Consider the following 20,348-nt stretch of genomic DNA (forward strand, 5'->3'; position numbering starts at 1 on the left):
TTTCACCAAACTTCAACGCTCGTTATAGTGTACATGCAACTTTCTTGCGACCACTTCCAGCGCCGACCATTTTGGTTGCTCCCTGAACCACTTGGGTAATTTTGACATTATTGGTAGCGGAGCTCCATGGCACAATATTGAAAGAACCCTGTGTCAATACCAAAGGATACAGTTCGCCAGCATTGGCTTTGCTACCATACATAGACACTTCACCTGAACGGCTGATCACCACACGAATAACCGGGTTTGTCGCAGTACCGGTCAAGTTGTAGACCTGAGGGACTGTGCCCCCTTCTGTATTGGTCCCACCATAAAGACTTCCGTCCGCAAATTGTACATTCCGGGGTGCGATGGCAATTCCACTTTCAAATTGAATTTCCTGTGTTGCCAATTTTGTACCATTGACCTCCATATTAAAGGAGTTGTCCAGCTGTTGAATATCAAATACAAAACCATAATCTGCACCTGGTGCCGTAAGGTCTTTGTTCACGACATAGCCTGCCGGCCGAGTCACTCCGTCAACAACAGCGCCGGATCCCGAGGCTGGATAGGTCCAGTTAAGGTTCGCACCACCCGTTACAGGTTGTGTACAAGTCTTGAAATTTAAGTTAAGATTATAGCGTTGTCCAGGTAGAATCTTCAAACCGGCTACGCCCACATTGGACCTTGTCTCGCCATCAATGGTAATGGATCCAAAACTGAATACGCCATTCGTTTCTCCCGGATGGATCAACAAGGTCGGATTGCTTGACACCGTACGTAAACCTGCGCCCAACGCGGGGAATTGCACCACAGCACTTGTTGTATTGCCGTTATAGACGATGCTACCATCGGCCAATTTTAGATTTGCACTTGGATGTGTAGGATCTATTGTTGCCGAAAGTAAGCTTGTGATCGCTCCTGTCATATCAGTTGACATGCTCAGGTTGGTGGTAACTTCACTATACTGGTGTTTCAATACCACAGCCAAGTTGTTTTCGCCTGACTGAACCGCTAAATCCTTTTTAAAATACATCAGATCCGCACTGATATTGTCCAGGCTGGCATTTGCGATATCAGCCTGTGCGGTTACTGCAGGAACAGTTGCGGTACTATTGACCGAATAAGCGACAAAAGTATACGTCTGTCCTGCATCCAATGCGATTGCAGTCGTATTATCAACTGTATTGGTATACGTTTTTTCTGTTACATAATCACCGTTCGCATTGTACACCACGATTTTATACTTGATGTTTGCTGCCAATGGTGTTCTTTCTTCGGTCACCGCAGCGCGGCTTCCGGACGAGGCCCGCAACAGGTTGCCGCTTGTTACGGACGACTCGTTCGTCAAAGTTGCTTCAAAATTACTTGAGCGTGTCAAAGGGATTACCACCGTCTGAGCCGCCCCAGTGCTATGCCCATCCTTACTTGCTTTCTTAGTTGTCACTACCGGATTCTCTACGCCCAGCAACTGAATATTGACACTAGCCTTGCCACTTGCCGCTACACTGTCTTTGCTTTCCTTACAGGAATACAACGATCCACACACCAAAGCCGATAGAACCAGGGCTCTCCAGCTTACTTTTGTCTGTGTTTGTAAAATCATTTTTTTAATTGTTTTTGATGATTAATAAACATTTTAATTAATTCGTTGCAAATATTGATAAATTTTCTCGTAAAGAAACAACAAACAGCTATCACACAGATATCACATATTAAAGCGCATTCCAAATGACCTGATATATCAAAACATGAAATATATTATCATTTTAAAAAAATAACACCACAATACACAAGATTACAGCTCATAAAGACAGTTTATTTTGGCCAATAATTTTAACAAAAATCAAAAACATCCGATAAAATATTGTTTATCAGAAAATTAATAAACAAGTGAAATATGCGTGATATTCTTGTGATACATGTGTAGTATGTTCATTTTTTTATTCTCAATTATCTTTGAAGTAACAATTAGGAGCTATTGCAATACACCAAGCTATATGTCCCGAAAAGAGAAATCATTGTTCGGCTAATTATTTAAATGAAGAGAAATCATATCGACATCACTAACATATCAAATCGATAAGACAAATGATACTTGCAGTTGAAATCCGAACACACAAAAGGCATTTATTAGCTAGATGGCATTGCTTTTATCCATGATTAAAGATTACAGCAGGAATAATAAATGTTAAGCATAAACCAAATAATAAAATACACATGAAAAAGAGAACTGAAAAAATGACTTACGTGAAACCCGTAATCGAGCAGTTACAGGTGGAAATGGAAGAAGGAGTTGCTGCTGGATCGGTAGGATCAGCTCAGCCTGGTGGCGGAAGCGGCGTAACCGAAACGGACTGGAATAACGGAGGAACGGAAACCAAAGATCCGAATGGCGGAGAATGGTGGAACTAGCAACAATTTTGGCTTTAATTATGAAGATGACAACATTATGAAGAAAACAATAATTCAACTAACGAAAATTAAAATTTCCCTGATCATTCTTTTGCTGGCCGCTGCCTCCTGTAGTAAGGAGAAAGGTGAACATATTGCTGAAGCAAATCGTGGTGGTGTAAAACTGGCTCTAACAGAAGCCCAATTTAGTGGAGATGACATTACTACAGCGAAAGCATCCACAAAGGCCAGCGCGACTCAACCCTTAGCGTTAACACAGGAAGTTCAGGCCGGACCATTTACGGTTACAGCAGAACTAACAGAAAATACAGCAGCTGGTACCGGGCTTAAAGCATCCACTGGCAAAAAGGCCGCATCGAAGTTGCTGTCTCTGCGCGGTGCGGTAAGCTATCGGGTAGTAGCCTATGAAACGGATGGTACTTATGTCGATCAGGCTGTCGGTGACGCTGCGGATTCAACCCAGGTATTTTTTGGCGATAAATTGATCGCAGGTCATAAATATACCTTTGTGGTCTATTCATTGGGCTCTACGACTGTCGCTCCGCCGGTTGCACCAACAACAAACCTTTATACAGCAGGTGCCGTTAATTTCGCTTTTACCAGCTTTGGAGAGAATGGCGGCGACCTGATGTACGTCATCGAAAAAGATGTCACCATCCTGGGCAACAATACACCGACTCCATTGACGGCGCCATTGCAGCATCTGTTTACCCGTGTCACGCTGCAAGTCGACAACAGTGATGCGACAGGAACTTTTGGTACCGCGAACTATAAAAAGGGTGGCTATCTTTCAGAAGTTCCCGTACAGGCAGATTGGGTTTCAGCTTTTGCTAACGCCACTGTTGACCTGAGCACCGGTGCAACTGTATCCTCTACCAATGTGACGAATGTTCCCCCGGTTTCCAACCTCAATGCGACTGGCCAGACCTTTATCGTCAACCAGAATCAGTCGTCTACTTTTTCGATTGCCTTAACGATACCAAGCGGCCAGATCAAAATTGGTCATGATGTCAATGCACAAGCGGTCAACTTTAATTTCTCCAATGCGAGCTTAGGTTTAAAACCGGGGTTTTCTTATACGATGAAATTACGTTTTAACAGCGACCGTTATGTCAATGCATTAAATGTCACCAGAACCACTTCTGATGCCGATGCACGCTATGCAGTCATTGCTGGTCACCGCTGGAACCGTTACAACCTTGGTGTAACAAATGTTAACCCTGCAAGCAATAATCCAGATGCCAATCCTTCGGTACAGGCGCTATATGGCAATTATTACCAATGGGGCCGTCAATTGCCTGTAGCAAATGCTTACAGCGGTGATGGGGCAATTGCTGGATGGAATACAACACCTGCTGCAGATGGGTCCTGGAATAACGGTACCGCGACAGCACCGGTAAAAGCAGCATTGGATCCTTGTGGCACGGGTGACCGAATCCCTAGTCCAGCTGAATACACCCGTTTGGGCACGAATACCCGCCACAGCGCCATTGGTACCTGGATTCCGTTTGCGGGAAATGGAACAGGACCTGGATTATCAGACTTTACCGCCGCACATATTATGACCAGTAAAAAGAGCAGCGATATTAAATTAAGTTTTCCAGCGGCAGGTCACAGAAGTTCGGTAAACGGAGTGCAGGTTATTCGACAAAGCTCTGCCATTTATTGGTTAAATATGGCAGTAGGCGGTAATGATAGAGCATTGCAGGGCCGTGGATTTGAAAACGGTGGTTGGGATACATCCAATTATTTCAAAGTTGCTGGCTACCCCGTACGTTGTATCCAGGATAAATAGCAGACTTATACTTTTATTTTATAGTTTTCATAATTATCCCTACTAATTTAACAGCACCTATTGGAAGCAATAGGAATCGAAAGCTCGGCATGGTTTACCCATCGCCGGGCTTTTTCTCCTACCTATTACTCTCCCAGTAGCCTGATAATATCAGGAGGAACCGCTGGTCCCCAGGTAGAGGGCGGAGCGCATGATATAAAAAATACAATTCACCTTATGATAATAAGCTATGAAATCAGAAAGCCGCGCTGCACAGATCACAACTCAATATTTATTATTTTTGGATCGGCACATTGACGATGTGATACAAGGGCGTACGATAGAATTTATGGCGATCGACGCGATCGCAAGTGAGCTGGCAATTACAGCCAAACATCTGAGTTATACCATCCAAAGAGAAAAAGGAAATCATCCCGGTTATTTCTACAACCAAAAAATTATAGCAAAGGCAAAAGATCTTCTGATCAACTCATCGCTCTCCATAGCAAAAATTGCATTTCTGTTCACTTACGACGCGTCAAACTTTTCAAAATTCTTTAAAAAAGCGACCGGGGAGACACCTGGGAGTTTCAGAAAAAGTCTTCATTGCGCAACTATATTGGAGAAATAGCCACTGCATTTCTGTCATGCGGTTCTATTTGGCATAGAATGTGCTTTACTTTAAATTCATAATTTAGGTTTATAATTGGTTAGTTTAAAACGCTTGCATCTCCCCGGTTCAAGCGTTTTTTTATTGGCTACGCCATTTCCAAAAGTATTGATACTATCCTTATTAATCATGCTTGCCCTGCTTAGTAGCCCTTTGCTATATTCTGGTTCAACACTAACTACCCTTATATAATTCACTTTCTATTTTCTGCTTACAGATACGATCAATATCCGGTATGGAGTACACAAAACAATGTGAATCGTGACCAGCATCTGGCTTTTTAAAACAATTACTAATACCGAATTTGAGCAATTCATCCCATCACATTAAACAATTTTAAAAGTTTTCTAACAAAATTTAAAAGCTCTTTCGTAACGTTTGGGCTAAATTTACCTGCTAAACAAATACAGCGAAAATGATAAGATTACCCAATTAACATGAAAAAGAAATCTGGTAATTCCAGCCGTATAAAATAGAGTATAATTGAAACCCAAACTATCCAATAAATTATGATAAGCTTTAAAAAGAAATTACGTTATTTCTGTCTCCTTTTGTGTATGTTCTATATGGAGTTGGGAACAGCACAGCAAAAAATAGATCAATCCAGCTTTCAAAATATCGACCTCGATTACCCAGGATTAGAAGCTGTAAAACATGCCGTTATTCAACACAAATTTGATGCTGCGGCGACCCTGTTATTAAAGTACTATAAGACAAAACTCGGCATCAACAAACCCGATTTTAGCAATATGGAAGCCGCTGTCGATACACTGGGTCCACTTAGCGCTACAATGCGCGAAACGGCAGAACATGCCCTCAGACATCATTTTAAAACGCAGGAAAGTTACGGTTTTTTTGATTTTGGACAGGATATCAATTGGCAATTATGGCCAGTCAAGGACAATGAAGTTCGCTGGCAGTTACATCGTGTTAAATGGTGGCTACCGATGGCGCTCGTCTACCGCAAGACCAAAGATGAAAAGTATGCCAAAGAGTGGATGTATCAATTTGATGATTGGGCAAAAAAGAATCCTTTGGGATTATCAGCCGATAATGACCGATTTGCATGGCGGCCGTTGGAAGTTTCGGATCGTATCCAAAGCTTGGTCCCGATTATCAGTATCTTCATTCAATCCCCCAATTTTACACCTGAATTCCTTATGCGTGTATTAAAAAGCTACCATCAACAGGCCGACTATTTACCAAACCATTATGCTCAGGAGGGCAATCATCGGCTATTCGAAGCCCAACGTGTCCTTTTCGCAGGCGGTTCATTTCCTGAATTGAAAAATGCCAGTAGTTGGCGAGAAAGTGGTATTGAGGTGCTAAATGCTGAAATAAAAAAACAAGTCTATCCTGATGGAGTTCAATTTGAGCTCTCCCCGGTATATCATGCGGCGTCCATCGATATATTTACCAAAGCCTACCGAAGTGCACAAAATTTTGGCCTCGAACATGAATTCCCCGCTAGTTATAAAAATACAATTGAAAAAATGGTGATGGCCTTTATCAACATCACCTTTCCAAATTATAATCAGCCCATGTTTGGCGACTCTTGGGTCAGAAAAAAAGAGTTTAAACTCAAACAATTTTCTTCCTGGGCCCAGTTATTTCCAGAAAACCCTTTTATCCAATATTTTGCTAGCGACGCTAAAGAAGGGAAAGTCCCCAATTGGCTTTCCAACGCCTCGCGTAACGCTGGATTTTATACCTTTAGAAACGGGTGGACAAACGCTTCAACCATCCTCATACTAAAGGCAAGTCCTCCAGGAGAATTTCATGCCCAGCCAGACAATGGGACTTTCGAGCTATGGGCCAATGGACGCAACTTTACACCAGATGCCGGCTGTTTTGTCTACAGTGGAGATGCGAAAATCATGGCGAAAAGAGACTGGTTTCGACAAACATGTGTACACAGTACCCTCACACTTGACAATGAAAACATGGTCATCACCAAAGCGCAACAAAACAAATGGATAACAAGCGATGACTTAACCGTATTAACCTATACAAACCCAAGTTATAGCCAGCTGAATCATCAGCGCACCGTACTTTTTGTAGACCAGAAATACTTTATTATTATCGATAAGGCCATCGGAAGCGCAGCAGGAAAATTAGGGATCCATTATCAGCTTAAAGAGGGGAGTACACCAGACTGCAACAAGGAAAAAAACACGGTCCATACGACTTACGCAGATGGCAATAATCTCCTTGTACAATGTTTTAATCCAAAGGTCAATCTCAAACCGGAAGAGGGGAAAGTGTCCTATAGCTATGGGGAAGAAATCGATCGCCCTGCATTTGTATTTGAAAAGGATAAAGACAGTAAAGAAGATGTGAGCACATTCGTGAGCATATTATATCCTTATCAGGGAAGTCAGGTGCCTAAAATTTTACTATCCGAAAACAAAGGCAATAATTATAAAAAAGGCACTCTGGACCTAAATCTCAGCATTAATGGCAGGACCAAGTCATTAAAAGTGAATATAAATCCGTAGATATTAACACAAAAGGTACATTAAAATCCTCCGTAAAAAAGAGACCAATATAGGTTTCTTTTCTACGGAGGATTTTAATATTACTGTCCTAACTACAATATTACTAGCGGGAATAAGGAATAATGTCCAAAAAATCCGTATTATATTCCGGGTTGATATGCAGTTTTTTACATCTAATCAATTCCAATATTGTTTCATAACATCTTATGGCCATTTGTCGTGAAGGCTGCGTAAATATCGTCCATGTAGGATTAAGTATCCTCACATAGACCGTATTTGAAAATCCGATAACCTGGACACCTTCAGCAATTATTCCTTCATATGTTAAAAGTAATGGTAAAACTTTTGTTGTTAATGTATCTGTCGTTGCTATAATACCATCATATTGCCTTCCTCCCTCCTGCTCTTCCAGTAGCCTACCAAGTTGCTTTTTAAGATCTTCATTGGGATGACTGTATTCAATTTCAAGAACGGACCAGTTATAGACCAGCTTTTCTTTGCAAAAAAAAGCTTTTTTTATACCTAAAATTCGTGCATCATTATCACCAATACCTTTACAACAGACCAACAAAATATTCCGACAACCCTGTTTCAACAATTTATCAGCTGCAATGAAGATTTCCCTTTTGTGTTGTACGCCAATCTTACTTGCTTCCAATTGATGATTGGTTCGATCAAAAATCACCACCGGACAGATCTGTTTTTGAATATAGCCCAGTTTCGAACAGTTAGAATTATCGTGCACTGGTGAAATAACAATGGCTGCCACACGATTTTGTATGGCTATATCCAAGGCCTCGGATTCTTTAGATGGGCTATTAAATGTCTGAAAAAGAATAACATTATAGTTCGTCTCTGAAAATAACATAGTGATTTCTTCAAAAAAATCAATGAAGAAAGGGCTTGACAAAAATGGGACAACAACAGCGATCGAATTGGAAACACCCGATTTTAGTGCTTTTGCAGCCAGGTTGGGAATATAATTGACCGATGCGGCATAATCTTTCACCAATGTTTTGGTCTTGGCACTGATTTGATAGTTATCATTTAATGATCTCGATACTGTAGAAAAAGACAAGTTTAATGCTCTGGCAATTTCCTTTATCGTAACATGTTGCATACTGAATTCGTTTTAATTCACAAATAACCAATGCACAAAGGTCAGTCCCATTAGAACCGCGTTGATTTTAATCAGGAAAGACCTTTTATGCAATTGATAACCAAAATGAAAATTTTCTATATTGGAACGGCTACTTTACAGTATCGTATTTCACCACATCTGGCAAGACATCCACAGCTTCGTATTGACGAGTTTTCCCTTTAAAACCGTCAATTAACAAAGTGCTCCCCCTCTGTTTCCGGATATATTTTTTACCTGCAAAATCAATAGCCTTATCACTTCCGTAATCGAAAACTGATGATGAATCTCTAATCTGTAGTCTTGCATTTTTAGAACCATCAAGCTGGGCGATTATCTGCCAGCTACCAATCCGCAATACAGTTTGCCCATCATTACTTTTTGTTCCTGTGATTAATTGCGGTTTACCTTCTTTAATCTGTATAACGGTCAGATAGCGCATCTTTTTTACCGCTATAGAGGTAACCCCACAATGCCATTGATCTTTGAATTCTTTAATGTTACCATTGACATCTTTTACATTGGCCCAATTGACTGCAGGCTCTGAAAACTTATTATGGATCTTCATCCCTATCGGCACAGCAGCAAAAACGCTAGCCATTGCATGTCCCACTTCAGTTAACACTTCAAAGTTTTGAACCTTGTTGTCTGTTGATGGTATGGTTCTCATTTCATAATAAGGGGCGTGAAATTGCGTTGTCCATTTTATAGGCTGTTTCGCCTCTAGCTCATCATAAAGGACTATTATTTCGTCCTCCAATTGTATCATATGGCGACGATATTTTGTTACATTCACATCACCGTATACTCCCGTGTTGTTGGGGTCAATTCCAAGCTGGTCAAACCTATTCAGCCAAAAGCTACTTTCAATGGGACCATAAGCGTTGCTTGCGTCTCCCAATGCATATTGGATCCGTTCGCCACTTAGGGTACGCGGAATCCATCCATAGCCCTCCTCGCCAATTTTCTGGCTAAGACTATCCACCAATATCGTACTGTAGGCTCTTGAAGTACGATAGTAGAGCAAATTATGTTGATCGCTAAAGTTGCCATAATACCCCGAACCGCCAAAAATCGTCTTTCCTTTGAAATTGACTGTAATAGCATTTTGTGAGGCACTTCCATGTCCTGATGAACCAAAGGGGTTACTCATCAAATAACTGCTTAGATCTTTTTTTGTATCTGCCAAATTGGAATGTATGGCCGCAACACCCACATCTGCAAAATTTCGCAGCTTGGGGAGATGCCGCGGCGATTGCTGAGGCAGCTTCCTAGTCGGATTATAATTAAGTAGCCTATAAAAAAGATAATCATCCGAAGGCCTTGTAAAATACTCGGGATTGTCTTTTTTTATCGTTGCCACATACCAGTTTAAATAAGGGTTTTCGGCACGATAAGCAAAAGCATCGGCAAATAATCCTTGCTGCCGGGTCATAAAAGGCGTATTCTCCCACATATCTCCATACGCTGTTGTTGCCGATGCAGGTGGATGCGTATACAGTAAGTAAAAGGGAAGATTCTTCATCCAAGGAAGCTGATAATAATCAACACCCGATAGATCAGCAAATAATTGGCTCAAATAAATGATGGATTTATAGTTGACTTTGAAATACCCATTCCCTTCATGCCAACCTCCATCCGTTGTTCCCAATACCGGAAAACGCGCACTCCAGATCTCATAGAGGTACGACAGCCATTCTTTCGCTTCCGGTACATCCCCCATCACCGCTACAGTAGCAATAGTCAAATTACGCATCGTAATTTGCCAGATATGGTTATCACTGACATGTAATTCAAATCGATTGGGTAGATGGTCATATACGCGTTTTGCACGCAACCTGATAATCTGCTGAAATAAAGTCTTCTCTTCTGCTGTCAAGATATGATATCCTGCATCATAAAACCATCCCAAAGCTTCCAGCACTGCTCCACTTGTAAAGTCATCACCCGTTGCGAGTCCATTGGGATCCATTTGCGCGATATTCAGGGCTCGCCGTTTGGCATCGCGTAAAAAGCGTTCGTCTTTGGTCAACCGGTAGGCAATACACAGATTGCTGATTGGTGTCCCCACTGCATCCCCAAAACCATGGTACATGGCCTCGATAATCTTTTTCTTTTCGAGCGCTGTCTTACCTGTAGAATCAATGATACGCATTGGTTTTTCCTCCGGTAAAGGTTCCAGCATCAGCTTCTTGGCGTAAGCAATAAAACTATGCGCTTCGGGGTTGTTCAAGTTATTTTCATAAAAAGCTTGACCTCGCGCATGCATTCCCCATAAGCGAGGGTGGGCAGCTTCATTGCGCGCAAGGACCTCCCTGACTGGAGGAGATACTTGCTGGCCTTGCGTTTTGGCGTCGATTACAAAATCATATACTGGAGACCAAGTCCAATTGTCGTTCCCTTTCTTTCTATATGCATACTGCCAATACCAGCGGCCAGTCGCCAAGGCCTGATGTAAAGGATAAACCGCCCAGGCCTGAGGGTCACTCGCGATGACATTTTTGGTAAATTTACTATCCCTTGCTAAAATAACCTTGTACTGGATATCAGCAATACCTGGATCCTGTGGCACTTCACTTCCACTTTCCATCGGGAGTACCATCTCTTTGCCGTTTGTAGCAGGCCACATCAACGCAGGGGCATTGGAGGAAACAATCGTTCCTCCCACTGGATAAGGCCACTCACGCACACGTGCATGCAATTTATTTTGTGTCAGCTTGATCACTCCAGCCTCTTGGGCTGACAAATTCAATACGACAAGGGTCGATAAAAGAGATAATAAGGTTTTCATAGTTATGATTTGTGTCCTCATCTTATAATACGTGTTGTTCAAACGCATCGCCATTTTTCTTACACCAAGCTTTGAGATATTGACGCATGGCTTTTAATTTTGATTCATTAGCGGGCAGTACGGCCAAATTGTTTGTTTCTCCCGGATCCTTGACAAGATCAAATAGTTGTTCCCGTATCTTACCTTTGCTGTATACAATATATTTCAGGCCATCGGTAATGACCGCTCTTCCGCTGATTCCTAGGAGCTCTTCATTGTCTGCAAAATCGGTTTCCACAACCAGGGTATCACGTAAAATTGCAGTAGGCACTATCAACCTTTCACTGATATCCAGTCCTTTTAAGTACGAAGGAACCTTCACTCCTGTAAAACCACAGATTGTTGGTATAATATCTGTACCATTACAGATCAGCATATCATCAACTCGAGGTTTCATTTGCCCTATTTGTGAGATAATAAAAGGCACTTTGATCGATTCTTCATAGAGGACCTGCTTTTGGTTCCAACTATGCCCAGCGTAGCCATCACCATGATCAGAAGTAAAAATGATGATCGTATTTTTTTCAATACCATACTTTTTCAACGATGCCAGTACCATTTCAATATAATTATCGACCTTTTCCACCAATCGATTATAAGCCCAACGGTACTGACGCCATTGGCCTTCCGTCCAATTGATACTCGGATAAGTACGGAAATTAGATTTTTGTTGCTCCCGTACCATTTCCGGTTCATGGGCAGGTTTCTTCCAGTTTGCGGGCAAAACAGGGCATAGTTCAGGTGCTGGAGCATCCTTGAGGACATCCATTTTCAATTCTTCATCCCGTGCCCATTCACAGATATCGTGTGGATTCAAAAAAGACGCAACCAACAGAAAAGGATCTTTTTTATGATCACGGATAAAACGCGCACAATAAGAAGGCGTCGCCGCATCGTTGTAATCCAGAAAATCTGTATTCTGAATATATTCAAAACCATGCTGGCTTATTTTTGAGACCGGGATCGACAGATGCCATTTTCCGACATAGCCAGTCTTATAACCACCGGCCTGAAATATCTTCCCCATCATGAGTAGGCTATCGGGCCAAAGACCATCTTTCTCCGGGACATTACCGATAAAACCAGTTTCGTGAGGCCGACGACCACTGAAAATCGCTGTACGTGATGGGGCACACAGAGGCTGGACACAATACGCTCTGCTGAAACGTACACCATTTGCAGCAAGCTTATCCATCGCTGGCGTATGCAAATCCCGATTTCCGGCAGCGCCCATGGCGTCTGCTGTTTGTTGATCGGTCATGATAATCAAGATATTTGGTCTTTGCTCGTTTTGGGCCTCGGTCCTCCCCACAAAACACAGAATTAGCAGACCTGTTGTGCTGATTTTAAATTTTGTTAAAAAATTGATCTTTTTCCAAAAAAAATGGTGAATATCTAATTTTATACTACTATTTTTCATCTACTTTCCGCTTATCAATTTGTTAAAATAAAATGTTATGAAATAGCATTACAGCTATAGCTATACATTTAAAAACCAGGATTTTGTCTCGTTATCGCTTTATTCACATCAGTTTCATTTTGTGGAAACGGATATAATTCATGTTTTCCGGGCACAAAATTATCAAAGGCAGGATAAGGATAATTCGCCCGAATCGCTTTCACTGTGGTATTGGTTTCGGCAATCGCACTGGACAGCTTATTCCACCGAATCAAATCCGCACGTCGCATCCCTTCAAAACAAAGTTCCTTTGCCCGCTCTTCCATGATAAGATTCAAAAATGCCCCCTGGTTCAATCCCGGTTTAATGTAAATCTGCTCTGGAGTGGCCTTTGATACAAGAGAAGCCGCTACAACAGCTCCAGTACCCCCGCCCCCCGTTACGGATACCGATGGGACCGATGTATAGCCCTGGCCGACGTTATCCATCACCAGTGTCTTTAAGCTATTCGTTCCTGGATTGCGGGCTGAGATTCGTGCGGCTGCAAAATTACCGCCACCACCAGATAAGGTGAGTGTTGGATTTGCGGTATATCCTGTACCCGCATTGGCTATTGTCAGACTAACACCACTCTTTGTGTTATCCAAACCATAAGCCCTTCTTCTGACCTGATTGATCGCATCAAGCGCAATCGCATTAGGCCCACCGTTTAATTCACTTTCTACTTCCGCGCGCATCAACAGTAAATCGGAGTATCGCATGACGACATGATTGATATAGGTGAAACTGGCTTCCAAAGCGTCATTCGACTGGTATTCACGGCTCCATTTTCCGACCGCCCAATTGGCTTCGTTATTTCCGGTCAAATAAGTCCGTGCTCCAGCTGCATTGATATTGTATTTTGCTATGACAAAGTCCTTTCGCTGATCATTGTCCTGAAATAGATCATAAAATGGCCGCATGACAATGTATCTTGGATTAGTGGGCTGAAAAACACCCTTTGTAGTCGTTGCTGCATTCCAAAAGCCAATCCATGAACCGTTACCGCGCGTTCCAGCTGGATTGGAGAAAGCTACCTCAAAAATATTCTCTGTGAACTCCAATTTATGCTGGCTTTGGTTTTTGAATACCTGTATATAATCTGGATTAAGCTTATATACATTTGCCGCAATGACATCATTGATCTGTTGTTGGGCCAAAACATAATACGCTTTATATTTTTCAGATCTTTTCATTGTCCCTTCGGCATTGAGCGAATAACCGCCAGCAAATAAAGCAACCCGTGCGAGCATCGCTTTGCAGGCCCATTTATTGATGCGTTCATTAGTCGGCATAGCAGCTGGAAGAAGTTCAGCTGCTTCCTGCATATCTTTTATGACCTGCCCATAAATCTCATATCGATCCGTCAGACCCACCGTTAGATTATCACCTGCTTTGGAAGAGGAGATCTTAAAGGGCACATCGCCCCAAAGACGCAGCAATTCCGAATAATAAAAACCCCTCAGAAATTTTGCTTCCCCTAAAAAGCGGTTGAGCTGTGCTTTTTGATCTTCCGAACCATTTTGAAATTGAGCCATCTGCTGGATCTTTTCGATCACCGTATTGGCCCGATTAATCCCCGTATAGAAGGCACTCCATACCGTATAATAAACATTTGTCTCTGGCATACCTTTATAATGGGGTATCACCCGCCAAGCATCGCCAGTATCGCCCGAAATTTGTCCAATATCGGTATCGGTATCAAATACCATGGGTAGGTTCCAACCATAGACGTCGAGCGATGACATAATCTCATAGACTCCCAATGTTGCCATATTTGCCTCATTAACGTCAGAAAAGAAATTATCGCTTGTAAAGCTGGAATACGCTTCGGCATCCAATATTTTTTTGCACGAATGCAGGGGTAGCAAAGTGAACAGTGAAAAACCCGCTATCAGCAAATTTCTCGAAGATTTTATTTTAAGGTTCATATCAAATATGATTTTAAATACACAGTTTATAAAGACAGATTGATTCCCACAACAAAAGACTTAGCCTTCGGATAAGCACTGAAATCCACAGCCGGGGTGATCGCATTGTTGATAACACTCACCTCCGGATCATAGCCTGAGTACTTTGTAAATACATGGAGATTGTACGCTGTAACATAGATCCGTGCGTTGGCAATCTTCATTTTATTGAGAAGTTTCTTAGGCAATGTATAGCCGAGACTGATATTATTGATCCGTAAAAAAGACCCGTCCTCGATAACACGATCGAACAATCTGCCTGTAGAATATCCGTTGTAAGAAGCAACTGTTTTCCCTTGGTTCAATGCAGCAAGCTGTTCGGGGTTGTTCATGATATTGTTACCCGCAGCATCGATTGTCGTAAATCGATCGGCCATAAAACTCAAGGTATTGTAGTAGTCATTATTGACCATATTGGCAAGGGTATTCGCGTTGTAGACATCGTTCCCTACAACAAAGTTCAAAAACACACTGAGATCTATCCCTTTATAACTGAATGTATTTCCTATTCCACCCGTATAGCGTGGATTGGCATTGCCTATGTAGGTTCGGTCATAATCGTTGATAATACCATCAGGACTACCATCTGGACCACTGATATCTTTAAATTTTTGAAAACCGGGCTGTACCGTCACATTATCCTTCACCACACCCGTCTTAAGCGCATAGGTATTATTTGATGCATTGAAATCGAAATCATCAACCGTATATAAGCCATCAGCAAGATAACCATACATGATCCCTACCGGTTTACCTACCTCAAGAATATAATCATTGGAAGTCGTATAACTGTTGGTCACCATTGATTTTTCATCGTTGCTCAATCCAAGAACTTTTGTCTTCGGAAAAGCGATGTTGACATTGGTACTCCAGTTGAAATTGTTGTTTTTAACATTAACGGTATTCAAGGTAAATTCAAGGCCGTGACTTGAAGTCGTTCCAATATTTTGGAACTGCATCATGTAGCCTGAGCTCGCTGGTATACGTGTATTGAACAATAGATCCTTGGAGCGGTTGTTGTACCATTCGGTCGTTAAAGTCAGCCTTTGACTGAACAAACCTAAATCCAATCCGATATTTGTTGCCTGATTAGCTTCCCATTTAAGCTTTGGATTGGGCAAATTGCTTTGATACGCTGTCGGGGTCATCTGGCGGTTTAGCGGATAGAAACCCGAATTAAAAATCCCTAAGAAAGCGTAGTTTGCAATGCGGTTGTTACCCGATTTCCCGTAGCTGACACGCAATTTAAGATCCGATACAGCGGAGATAGATTTCATAAAATCCTCGTTCACGATACGCCAAGCACCTGCTACGGATGGGAAATAACCCCATCTGCTCTCAGGAGCAAATTTGGAAGAGCCATCGGCACGCAAGGTTGCCGTCAGCAAGTATTTATCTTTAAATCCGTAATTTAACCGACCAAAAAAAGACAATAACATATCTTCCTCGGCATGGGAAGTTGGAAAATTAGCGACCGTTCCCATCGACAGATCGTTCCATCCATGATTGACTTCCGGAAAATTGATCGCACCACTACCAAAGCTTTCGATGTAATTGCGAATATATTCTTGCCCTAAGGTGAAATCCACTTTATGTTGATCAAGATAGGTGTCGCTGTAACTTAATGTATTGCTATAGTTGAAGCGATTGGTCTGTATATCATTAATGCTCCCAAAAGGACCGCCAGCCCTAATCGCGGTAACAGATCGCGAATCTGTAAATTGTTTGCTCTTGTTACCACTCTCCGTATAGTTGACCAAACCGCGATAAACCAGCTTGTTGGTCAGATTGTACTGTAAGGTGGCACTCGCATTCAATGTTTTGATCAACTGCTCCCGTCGTTGTGATTCCAATGCAATAATTGGACTTTGAAAAGTCGGTGCCTCCGGTGCTGGATCATAGGGATCGCGTTCGGCATCTATCAGATCGGTATCAGCGTCGTTGCGTCCATTGACAGGTCGATATCTAAGCACGGTCTGTAGAAAACTCAATCTTGTATTTCCACCCTCATTTGTCCCCAATCCCGTAACCTTCTGATTGGAATAATTTACGATAGCATTTAGTGTTACTTTATCACCTAATTTATGATTCAGGGTTAGTTTAGCAATATTCTTCAAGGCACCGCTATTGATCATAATTCCCTTGTCATCGTTGCGGGAATAGAACACATTAAACTTGGTATCTTTCCCCCCACCGTTTAGGCTCAGTTTATGATACTGGCTGACTGGGGAACCACCAAAGATTTCGTCTTGCCAATTTATCCCCGGTTTATTTCCATAATAATATTGTAGAGAATCATACGTTCCATACCGATTGATGAATATATCTTTTTTGACTTGGTCGGTTCCGGCACGTTCCCATTGCAACTTCAGGTATTCGTATGAATTTAATAGTGGAATATTGGCATTAAATTTCTTCACCCCCACATAGCCATCGTAATTGATTCTCATTTTACCGGCTTTGGTAACTTTTGTCGTGACCAAAACAACACCATTGGCTCCACGTGCACCATATATTGCCGTTGCAGAAGCATCTTTTAAAACATCAATAGACTCAATATCCATCGGATCCAAGAATGCTAAGCCATCCGTTTGTGGCACTCCATCCACCACATATAAAGGCTCATTGCTTTGGGTTATTGAGGTACCACCACGAATTTTTATCGAAGGACTCTGCCCTGGAGTACCATCATTCGTACTTACCTGAACCCCCGAAAGGCGTCCTTGCAATGCTTGGGCTACGTTTTGAACAGGTACTTTTGCCAGCTCTTCCCCTTTCACAGAAGAAACAGCCCCCGTCAAATCTTTTCGTTTTTGAGTACCGTAGCCGATCACCACGACCTCATCCAGACTTTTATCCTCGGCTTGTAGGGAAATGTTTAGGCTGGTCTGGTTATTGATTTGTTTTTCTAATGTTCTATACCCAACATAGGTAAAGACCAATACCCCATCTGCTGGAGCAGCGATCAAAAAATTTCCATCCCCTTTCGATGCAGTGTTTCGTCGCGAGTTTTTTTCAAGAATGGTAACACCGACCAAAGGTTTACCATTTTCATCCTGAACCCTTCCTTTAATGGTTATTGTTTGCTGTGCATAGATGCCCAGACAGCTAAACAAGAATACCCCAATCAACCAAAATTGCTTCATTTTATAAATTAGGTTTTTAATTAATTTAATAATGTGTTTATAAGTAGTTTGTCGTTTGCCAGCTTAATCATCATAATTTAGCAGGTAGATAAATCTTTGGCAATTCCGCTAGGACAAACTTAATAATACCGCCTCTGATCCGATTTCAATTATGATAAAAAAGCTTGCAATTTTGATAAACCAAAAGCTAAGCGACTTATTATCAACTCCAATAATCGTATATAAAAACTGGCATTGAACGACCAGCCCACAAAATAACCAAGTCGTTTATCATTTTTAAAAGTATCCGCAACAAATGAGAAAGTCGAAATCCCCGTCCCTAGGTACTTTTACGATTGACATACATTTATAAAAAAATCATGATGAAAGGATTCCGCACCTTTATTTTTACGCTAGCGCTTAGTAGCAGCACCACCATTTATGCGCAACAGACGAATACGCCAAATTGGTTTCAACATTCAGTGCATGTTATTGGCCAACAGCTGAACAAGGCAACCCAAAGATATACCCCTGGACAAAATCCACGTTCGGTCAATCCGGATGGATCTGTCCGTTTGGCGGATTACAAAGATTGGACAACTGGCTTCTTCCCGGGGTCATTGTGGTACGGTTATGAATTGACACAAGATCCAAAATTAGCAGGCCAAGCCAAACGATTTACATTAGCACTTGATTCTATCCGCTACATCACCAATACCCATGATCTTGGCTTTATGCTGTATTGCTCTTATGGCAATGCCTATCGCATTACAAAAGACAAATCCTACCTACCTGTATTGGAAGATGGTGCCAAAAATTTGGCCGCGCGCTTCAATCCCAAAGTGGGAGCGATCCGTTCTTGGGACTTTGCATGGCTTCATTATCCCGTTATCATAGACAATATGATGAATCTCGAATATCTCTATTGGGGGGCAGCTCAATTTGATAAACCTACATACAGTAGCATCGCCGATACGCATGCCCTCACCACCCTAAAAAATCATTATAGATCGAATCACAGTAGCTACCATGTTGTGGACTACGACGCCACTACGGGCAATGTGATCAGTAAAAAGACTCATCAGGGATTGACAGATGAGTCATCCTGGGCCCGTGGGCAAGCTTGGGGCTTGTATGGCTATGCGATGTGTTACCGCTTTAGCAAGAACCCCGAATTTTTAAAACAGGCCGAAGCTATCGCTGCTTTTATTATGAATCATCCGACCTTAAAAGTCGATAAAATCCCTGCCTGGGATCTCGATGTTCACAACGCCTATGACCTGGACGAGGACGGTAGAGCTCCGCGTGACGCCTCGGCGGCGGCTGTCATTGCCTGTGGACTGCTCGAACTGAGTACCGAAGTCAAAAATGGAGCAAAATACGTTGATTACGCCGAGGATCTTCTAAAAACACTGTCATCCGACAAATACCTCGCAAAACCTGGTGATAATCACTTCTTCCTCCTTAAGCATAGTGTAGGGGCATTCCTATACAATTCAGAAATTGATACGCCTTTGGATTATGCCGATTACTATTATTTAGAAGCCATGAAACGATATGCTGAACTAAAAAAACTAACCATGAAATAAACCTTAAATTTTATAACACATGAAAAACCAATTCCTAAATTTAAACAGATTGAGCAAAATATCGCTCTTATTGCTCGTTGCAAGCTCTTGTTCTAAATCTGTAGCCACACTAGACCAATCGACTGCGACATCAAAACTTAGCGCACATAGTCACCTGACTACAGTTATGGATTCTGCTACACTCCTCGTGGATGTCAATTATGAATCAGGTACTAAAAACTCAGGGATCCCCAACCTGACCACCACACATGCAACCGCTGATAGTGCGGAATATGTCGTGAGCTCGGCCCGGACAGGAAACTATGCCATTGCACATAAAGTCGTTGTGGGTGATAGCAGCTACTTTTCAGACAATCATTGGCGAAGTGAAGCGGCTACCGCGCAGCTATTTGACGAAGGAAAATACTACAATGGCGATAAACGTCGTTTTGAAGCAAGTTTTCTGTTAAAGGATTGGGTGCCTTATACCACCGCTTGGGCTGCAAATGGTTCCATTATCTTTCAGGGCAAACAAAACGGTGGTGGAAATCCCTCCTGGTATCTCAATGTGAAACGAAATACAATCACGTTCCGCCTCCCATATGCCAATATTGAACCAAAGATTATAAACGATTTTCGCCCTTATATCAACCAATGGATTGATATCCGTATTGATGCAAAAATGACTACCGACACAACCGGTTACTATAAAGTCTATTGTCGATTGCAGGGCGAGTCTGAATATACCCTAAAATGGGAGATTGCCAATATCGCTACATTTAATCAAGCTGTAACTGGCCCTAATCCATCGGGGTATCTCAAATGGGGGCTTTACCTACCGGCTTCACAGCCCAACAGTACGCCTCCAGAAGTTCCCACCCGCATTATTTATCACGATGATATAAAGATATATAGCCTAGATTAGGGCTATACTCTTAAAAAA

The 20,348-nt window shown here is 42.0% G+C and carries 12 protein-coding genes; 6 read left to right on the plus strand and 6 right to left on the minus strand.

The window, feature by feature from the left end:
* Nucleotides 1–22: 22 nt before the first annotated feature.
* Complete coding sequence (locus DFQ12_RS09570; RefSeq protein WP_120258703.1) at nt 23–1,585, minus strand: hypothetical protein; 1,563 nt, start codon at nt 1,583–1,585, stop codon at nt 23–25.
* 614 nt (nt 1,586–2,199) lie between these two features.
* Between DFQ12_RS09570 and DFQ12_RS09575 the strand changes: the two genes are divergently transcribed.
* The 4 genes from DFQ12_RS09575 (at nt 2,200) to hepC (ending at nt 7,336) form a co-directional block, all read left to right on the plus strand.
* Nucleotides 2,200–2,394 (plus strand): hypothetical protein, encoded by a 195-nt coding sequence (locus DFQ12_RS09575; RefSeq protein WP_120258704.1) that lies wholly within the window; start codon nt 2,200–2,202, stop codon nt 2,392–2,394.
* 37 nt (nt 2,395–2,431) lie between these two features.
* Nucleotides 2,432–4,189, plus strand: a complete 1,758-nt coding sequence (locus DFQ12_RS09580) for a hypothetical protein (RefSeq protein ID WP_147420373.1) — start codon at nt 2,432–2,434, stop codon at nt 4,187–4,189.
* Nucleotides 4,190–4,418: 229 nt separating this feature from the next.
* A complete protein-coding gene (locus DFQ12_RS09585) occupies nt 4,419–4,799 on the plus strand; it encodes a helix-turn-helix domain-containing protein (RefSeq protein WP_120258706.1) in 381 nt (126 codons plus the stop codon).
* Between the two features lie 548 nt (nt 4,800–5,347).
* Entirely contained in the window at nt 5,348–7,336 is a 1,989-nt protein-coding gene (gene hepC / locus DFQ12_RS09590; RefSeq protein WP_120258707.1) for a heparin-sulfate lyase HepC, read from the plus strand.
* Between the two features lie 103 nt (nt 7,337–7,439).
* Here hepC and DFQ12_RS09595 read toward each other — a convergent pair whose 3' ends face one another.
* The 5 genes from DFQ12_RS09595 to DFQ12_RS09615 form a co-directional block, all read right to left on the minus strand.
* On the minus strand, nt 7,440–8,456 hold the full coding sequence (locus DFQ12_RS09595) for a LacI family DNA-binding transcriptional regulator (RefSeq protein WP_120258708.1): 1,017 nt from the start codon (nt 8,454–8,456) through the stop codon (nt 7,440–7,442).
* Between the two features lie 130 nt (nt 8,457–8,586).
* On the minus strand, nt 8,587–11,265 hold the full coding sequence (locus DFQ12_RS09600) for a DUF4962 domain-containing protein (protein ID WP_120259294.1): 2,679 nt from the start codon (nt 11,263–11,265) through the stop codon (nt 8,587–8,589).
* A gap of 22 nt (nt 11,266–11,287) precedes the next feature.
* On the minus strand, nt 11,288–12,724 hold the full coding sequence (locus DFQ12_RS09605) for a sulfatase family protein (protein WP_120258709.1): 1,437 nt from the start codon (nt 12,722–12,724) through the stop codon (nt 11,288–11,290).
* Nucleotides 12,725–12,792: 68 nt separating this feature from the next.
* Nucleotides 12,793–14,673, minus strand: a complete 1,881-nt coding sequence (locus DFQ12_RS09610; protein ID WP_167457232.1) for a RagB/SusD family nutrient uptake outer membrane protein — start codon at nt 14,671–14,673, stop codon at nt 12,793–12,795.
* A gap of 26 nt (nt 14,674–14,699) precedes the next feature.
* Nucleotides 14,700–17,858 (minus strand): SusC/RagA family TonB-linked outer membrane protein, encoded by a 3,159-nt coding sequence (locus DFQ12_RS09615; protein ID WP_120258710.1) that lies wholly within the window; start codon nt 17,856–17,858, stop codon nt 14,700–14,702.
* A gap of 359 nt (nt 17,859–18,217) precedes the next feature.
* Between DFQ12_RS09615 and DFQ12_RS09620 the strand changes: the two genes are divergently transcribed.
* Together DFQ12_RS09620 and DFQ12_RS09625 are read left to right on the plus strand one after the other, a co-directional pair.
* Nucleotides 18,218–19,426 carry a glycoside hydrolase family 88 protein gene (locus DFQ12_RS09620; RefSeq protein ID WP_120258711.1) on the plus strand — a complete coding sequence of 403 codons (1,209 nt, stop codon included), beginning with the start codon at nt 18,218–18,220 and terminating at the stop codon, nt 19,424–19,426.
* Nucleotides 19,427–19,445: 19 nt separating this feature from the next.
* Nucleotides 19,446–20,330 carry a heparin lyase I family protein gene (locus DFQ12_RS09625; RefSeq protein WP_120258712.1) on the plus strand — a complete coding sequence of 295 codons (885 nt, stop codon included), beginning with the start codon at nt 19,446–19,448 and terminating at the stop codon, nt 20,328–20,330.
* The last annotated feature ends 18 nt before the right edge of the window (nt 20,331–20,348 follow it).

Origin of the sequence: Sphingobacterium detergens, assembly GCF_003610355.1 — a bacterium.
In the GTDB taxonomy this organism is placed as follows: Bacteria; Bacteroidota; Bacteroidia; order Sphingobacteriales; family Sphingobacteriaceae; genus Sphingobacterium; species Sphingobacterium detergens.